This is a genomic window from Eubacterium sp. CAG:156, from assembly GCF_000434315.1.
Taxonomy (GTDB): Bacteria; Bacillota; Clostridia; order Lachnospirales; family Lachnospiraceae; genus Eubacterium_U; species Eubacterium_U album.
In genome coordinates, this window is the sequence record NZ_FR878179.1 from 57,863 (window position 1) to 63,725 (window position 5,863).

Below are 5,863 nucleotides of genomic sequence, written 5' to 3' on the forward strand. Positions count from 1 at the left end.
AAGAGTTGCCATGAATGCACCGATTCAGGGAACAGCTGCAGATATTATGAAAATCGCAATGATTAACGTGGACAAAGCTTTAAAAGAACAAAATTTAAAATCAAAGATAGTATTGCAGGTTCATGATGAATTGTTGGTTGAAGCTTACAAAGATGAAGTGGAACAGGTAAAACAAATTTTAGTTGATAATATGAAGAATGCGGCTGATTTGCGTGTGGCGTTAGAAGTTGAGGTTGAAGTTNNNNTAGAAGTTGAGGTTGAAGTTGGGAACAACTGGAATGAAGCTCATTAAAGATTACTTCATAATACAAAATTATAAATAACAATAAAAAATGTATTCAATATACATCTAATAAGGAAACAAAAAATGATAATAGGAATAGTAGGTGGTGTGGGCTGTGGAAAGTCTACAGTCCTCACATATTTAAAAGAAAAATACAATGCTTATATAATCGAAGCTGATAAGGTGGCTAAAGAAATCATGGAAAAGGGAAATGAAGTATACAATAAGGTGATACGAGAATTTCCCGAGAGCCTAGATAAAGATGATAATATAGACAGAAAAAAACTCGCGGAAATTGTATTCAATGATGCAAAAAAATTAGAGACATTAAACAATATTACTCATCCGGGAACAATTAAGGAAATAACTGACAGAATCAATAATAGTTCAAATCAACTTGTTATTGTTGAGTCAGCTATCTTAATTGGAAGTGGTATTGATAAAATGTGCGATGAAATATGGTATGTTTATTGTGATTTAGAAAAAAGAATTAAGAGATTGATGGATAGCAGAGGATATAGTGAAGAAAAGACAAGAAACGTTATTATGAATCAAATGTCCGAAGAAGAATTTAATCGTGTTTCAGATGAGTTTATAGACAACTCTAATAGCGAAGAAGAAACACATGAACAAATAGATTTCATGCTTTCTTCACAATTTTGTTAAAATAAATTATTGACTTAAAGATGAAAAAATCTTACAATATGTAGCGTGCTACATGTTGTAAGATTTTTTAGTATGAGGTGAAAATTTGGAACATTATGGAGTGTTAATTAAAAAGCTTGATAAAGTATTCAAGCAAAACTTTGATCAGGAACTTGAAAGAGTTGGACTAACTTTTTCACAAATGCGTGTTTTACGTTTTCTTGAAGATAATCCCAATACAAAAATAACTCAAAAAGACATTTCCAAGGAACTTGATATTCAGCATTCTACAACTATAGGTTTGCTCAAAAGAATGCAGGAAAAAGGACTGGTTACTGTTGTTGTGGATGAAGACAACAGGAGATGTAGGAATATCTTTCTGACTAGTAAGGCAGAAGAAATAAGCTGTGAAATGGAACGGGGCAGAACTATTATGGAAAACAGGGTAGTTGCTTCTTTTACAGAAGAGGAAAAAGAAATATTTTACAGACTGTTAAACAAAGCTATTGATAATTTAAAAGAGTAAGGAGGAGAAGATGATTAAAAGATTATTAAAGGAAGTCAAAGAATACAAAGCGGCTTCAATATTGACTCCTATTTTTATGATTGGAGAAGTAATTTTTGAAACATTAATTCCATTTATTATGGGCTTAATTATTAATAATGGAATTAATGGAAATAATGGAAAAGGTGACACTAATTATATTGTAATGATGGGCGTAATAATGTTTGTATTTGCATTATTAGGACTTGTTGCAGGAATGGGTGGAGGAATTGCAGGTGCAAAAGCTTCAACAGGATTTGCTAAAAATTTGCGTGAAGCAATGTTTAGAAATATTCAGACATTTTCATTTGCAAATATTGACAAATTTAGTACATCAGGACTTGTAACAAGAATGACAACGGATGTTACTAATGTACAGAATGCATATCAGATGATTCTTAGAATGTGTATTAGAGCACCATTTAGTATGATATGTGCTATGGCAATGGCATTTTACATAAGCCCAAGAATTGCAACAATATATTTAATTGCAGTTATAATTTTAGGAATTATTTTAGTATTTATTATGTTAAATGCAAATAAGTATTTTAAACAGGTTTTTAGAAAATATGATGATTTAAACGAAAGCGTGCAGGAAAATGTATCAGCAATTCGTGTAGTTAAAGCTTATGTAAGAGAAGAATATGAAACAGATAAGTTTCATAAGGCAAGTAATAATGTATATAACATGTTTGTAAAAGCAGAAACAATTATTTCTTATAATTCACCTGTAATGCAGATAACAGTGTATACATGTATTCTTTTAATAAGCTGGGTAGGTGCACACATGATTGTGAATGCAAATCCTACGCTCGATACAGGAGAACTAACAAGTTTGCTTGCATACTGTATGAATATTCTTATGAGTTTAATGATGCTTTCGATGGTATTTGTTATGGTAACAATGAGTGCTGCAAGTGCAAAACGTATTGTAGAAGTATTAGACGAAAAGAGCAGCATTACAAACCCTCAAAATCCTATATTTGAAATAAAAGATGGAAGTGTAAAATTTGACAATGTTAATTTTAAATACAAAGAAAATGGTAAGAACTATGTTTTAAAAGACATTAATTTAGATATTAAATCTGGAGAAACAATAGGTATTATAGGTGGAACAGGTAGCGCTAAGACTAGTCTTGTTAACTTGATTTGCCGTTTGTATGATGTAAATGATGGAAAAGTTTTAGTTGGTGGAAAAGACGTAAGAGAATATGATTTAGACACATTGCGAAATGAGGTTTCTGTAGTTTTACAGAAAAACGTACTTTTTAGTGGAACTATTTTAGATAACCTTCGTTGGGGAGATGAAAACGCAACTGAAGAAGAATGTGTAGCTGCATGTAAGCTTGCGTGTGCAGATGAATTTATTGAAAAGTTTCCTGAAAAATACAATACATATATTGAACAGGGTGGTACAAATGTATCAGGTGGTCAGAAACAAAGAATTTGTATAGCAAGAGCGTTGTTAAAGAAACCTAAAATTCTTATATTAGATGACTCAACAAGTGCTGTTGATACAGCAACTGATGCAAAAATCAGAAAAGCATTTGCGCAGGAAATTCCAAATACTACAAAATTTATTATTGCACAACGTATTTCAAGTATTGAAAGTGCAGACAAAATAATAGTAATGGAAAATGGTAAAATAAATGGATTTGGAACTCACGAAGAATTATTAAAGAATAATGAAATATATAAAGATGTGTACGAATCTCAGACTGAAGGAAGTGGAGATTTTGATGAGAATGGAGGTGAACAGTAATGGCTGAAAAGGTAAAAGAATTCAAAGGCGGACCAGGTGGCAGATGCCGTGGGCCAAAGCCAAAGGTTGAAAATCCCGGAATTATTATGAAACGATTATTTGGTATGCTGTTCAAATCTTATGGAGTAGCTCTTATAATAGTTGCAATTTGCATAGTAGTTAGTGTAGTAGCAAACGTTCAGGGAACATGGTTTACAAAAAATCTTATAGATATTTATATAATACCAATGGTTAAAACTTTAAACGCCGGCGGAGCCCCTAATTATACACCACTTATGCATGCAATGGTAAAAGTAGCCATATTTTATGGAATAGGTGCACTATCTACATTTGCGTATAACAGAATAATGGTTTATGTTACGCAGGGTACTTTAAGAAATTTAAGAAATCAGATGTTTGAACATATGGAAAAACTTCCAATCAAATACTTTGACACCCACTCACATGGTGACATTATGTCTATGTATACAAATGATATTGACACATTAAGACAGATGATTAGTCAGAGTATGCCACAGTTTTTAAATAGTGGTATAACAATTGTTACGGTATTTGCCAGCATGGTTGCATTAAGTATACCTTTAACAATTGTAACTTTAATTATGATTGCGATTATGCTATATGCAACAAAAAAATCAGCAGGACTTAGTGGTAAATATTTTATTAAGCAGCAAAAAGATATAGGTAAAGTTAATGGATTTATCGAAGAAATGATGGAAGGACAGAAAGTAGTTAAAGTATTCAACCATGAAGAGATAAATATTAACGATTTTGTTGAAATAAATAATCAGCTATATAACAGTGCAAATAATGCAAATAAATTTGCAAATATATTAGGACCTATAAATGCTCAGCTTGGGAATGTAAGTTATGCATTGACAGCGATTGTAGGTGGATTTTTAGCAATAAATAAAGTTACATTTTTAGGTAATGCATTAACATTGGGTGGATTGGTAAGTTTCCTTACATTTAATAAGAATTTTTCAATGCCTATAAATCAGATTAGTCAGCAGGTAAATGCAATTGTTATGGCATTAGCGGGTGCTGACAGAATATTTAAGCTGTTAGATGAAACACCTGAAACAGATGATGGTTATGTAACATTAGTAAATGCAAAATTCGAAGGCGATAAACTTGTTGAAGCAAAAGAAAAGACAGGAATCTGGGCATGGAAACATATTCACCAGGCAGACGGAACAGTAGAATACAAACAGTTAAAAGGTGATGTTGTATTTGATGATGTTGACTTTGGATATAACGATGACAAAATTGTACTTCATAATGTAGATTTGTTTGCAACACCTGGACAGAAGATTGCATTTGTAGGCTCTACAGGTGCAGGTAAAACAACTATCACAAATCTTATTAATAGATTTTATGATATTCAGGATGGAAAAATCAGATATGATGGTATTAACATAAACAAAATCAAGAAAGATGATTTGAGACATTCTTTAGGAATTGTATTACAGGATACACATTTGTTTACGGGAACTGTGGCTGAAAATATTTCTTTTGGTAAACTTGACGCTACCCGGGAAGAAATTGAGGCTGCTGCTAAGCTGGCAAATGCACATAATTTTATTATGAGCCTTCCTAATGGATATGACACGATGTTAACAGGAGATGGTGCAAACTTATCTCAGGGACAGCGACAGTTATTGGCAATCGCAAGAGCAGCAATTGCTGACCCACCGGTATTAATTTTGGATGAAGCTACAAGTTCAATTGATACACGAACTGAAAAATTAGTACAGGAAGGTATGGATAAACTGATGAAGGGAAGAACAACATTTGTTATCGCCCACAGATTATCAACTGTAAAGAATTCTGACTGTATAATGGTACTTGAACAGGGACGTATTATTGAAAGAGGAACTCATGATGAACTAATTGAACAAAAGGGTAAATATTATCAACTTTACACAGGAAATAAAGCACTTGCATAATTGACTTTTTAGATGCGATTTGATAGCATTTATTGAGAGAAATATAATTAGGAAACAAAATCAACAAACTTAATTTTGTGAAAGTTTTCGACAATTAGTCTTTGATAAAAAGAGGCTATACATATTAGTTATAGGAGGAATTTAACATGAAGAAGATTATCACAGACAAGGCCCCTGCAGCAATAGGACCTTATTCACAGGCAGTTATTGCAAATGGAATTTTATATACATCAGGACAAATTGCATTAAATCCTGCAACAGGTGAAATTGTTGGGACAACAATTGAAGAACAGACTACTCAGGTAATGAAAAATTTAGGGGCAATTTTAAATGCAGCCGGTGTAGATTATGAAAACACAATTAAAACAACATGTTTCTTAGCAAATATGGAAGATTTTACAACTTTTAATGGAATTTATGAAAAATATTTTACAGGAAAACCTGCAAGAAGTTGTGTAGCAGTAAAGCAGCTTCCTAAAAATGTTCTTTGTGAAGTAGAAGTTATTGCAGTTGTAGATTAATTATATTAAAATCTGCCTTTATAATTTGTAAAATATGATTAGATAGGATTGTGTGAGTGCGTAACACGGAACAAACCGCATGCATCAAAGTTGGGGACTTGGGCCCTAACATATTAAATATAAAAGTAGAGAAGGAGAAGCGATGAAAAAAGAATGGAT

General features: G+C 32.3%; 6 protein-coding genes. All 6 read left to right on the top strand.

Going from position 1 to position 5,863, the window contains the following annotated elements; all coding sequences use genetic code 11:
* Nucleotides 1-292 (top strand): DNA polymerase (locus tag ABMA45_RS08990; RefSeq protein WP_348030197.1); only part of this gene is annotated, 292 nt, incomplete at its 5' end.
* Nucleotides 293-367: 75 nt separating this feature from the next.
* Complete coding sequence (gene coaE / locus ABMA45_RS08995; RefSeq protein ID WP_022089557.1) at nt 368-949, top strand: dephospho-CoA kinase; 582 nt, start codon at nt 368-370, stop codon at nt 947-949.
* 85 nt (nt 950-1,034) lie between these two features.
* A complete protein-coding gene (locus ABMA45_RS09000) occupies nt 1,035-1,454 on the top strand; it encodes a MarR family winged helix-turn-helix transcriptional regulator (protein WP_022089558.1) in 420 nt (139 codons plus the stop codon).
* A 10-nt stretch (nt 1,455-1,464) separates the two neighbouring features.
* Nucleotides 1,465-3,234 carry an ABC transporter ATP-binding protein gene (locus tag ABMA45_RS09005; protein WP_022089559.1) on the top strand — a complete coding sequence of 590 codons (1,770 nt, stop codon included), beginning with the start codon at nt 1,465-1,467 and terminating at the stop codon, nt 3,232-3,234.
* Nucleotides 3,234-5,183: an ABC transporter ATP-binding protein gene (locus ABMA45_RS09010; RefSeq protein WP_022089560.1), complete on the top strand. Its 1,950-nt coding sequence runs from the start codon at nt 3,234-3,236 to the stop codon at nt 5,181-5,183. The genes ABMA45_RS09005 and ABMA45_RS09010 overlap by 1 nt, the downstream gene beginning before the upstream one ends.
* Nucleotides 5,184-5,329: 146 nt before the next feature.
* Nucleotides 5,330-5,704: a RidA family protein gene (locus ABMA45_RS09015; RefSeq protein ID WP_022089561.1), complete on the top strand. Its 375-nt coding sequence runs from the start codon at nt 5,330-5,332 to the stop codon at nt 5,702-5,704.
* Nucleotides 5,705-5,863: the final 159 nt, after the last annotated feature.

Excerpts from the sequence above, each read along its gene's own strand:
- coaE (WP_022089557.1), top strand. The coding sequence starts at position 368 with ATGATAATAGGAATAGTAGGTGGTGTGGGCTGTGGAAAGTCTACAGTC.
- ABMA45_RS09005 (WP_022089559.1), top strand. The coding sequence starts at position 1,465 with ATGATTAAAAGATTATTAAAGGAAGTCAAAGAATACAAAGCGGCTTCA.
- ABMA45_RS09010 (WP_022089560.1), top strand. The coding sequence starts at position 3,234 with ATGGCTGAAAAGGTAAAAGAATTCAAAGGCGGACCAGGTGGCAGATGC.
- ABMA45_RS09015 (WP_022089561.1), top strand. The coding sequence starts at position 5,330 with ATGAAGAAGATTATCACAGACAAGGCCCCTGCAGCAATAGGACCTTAT.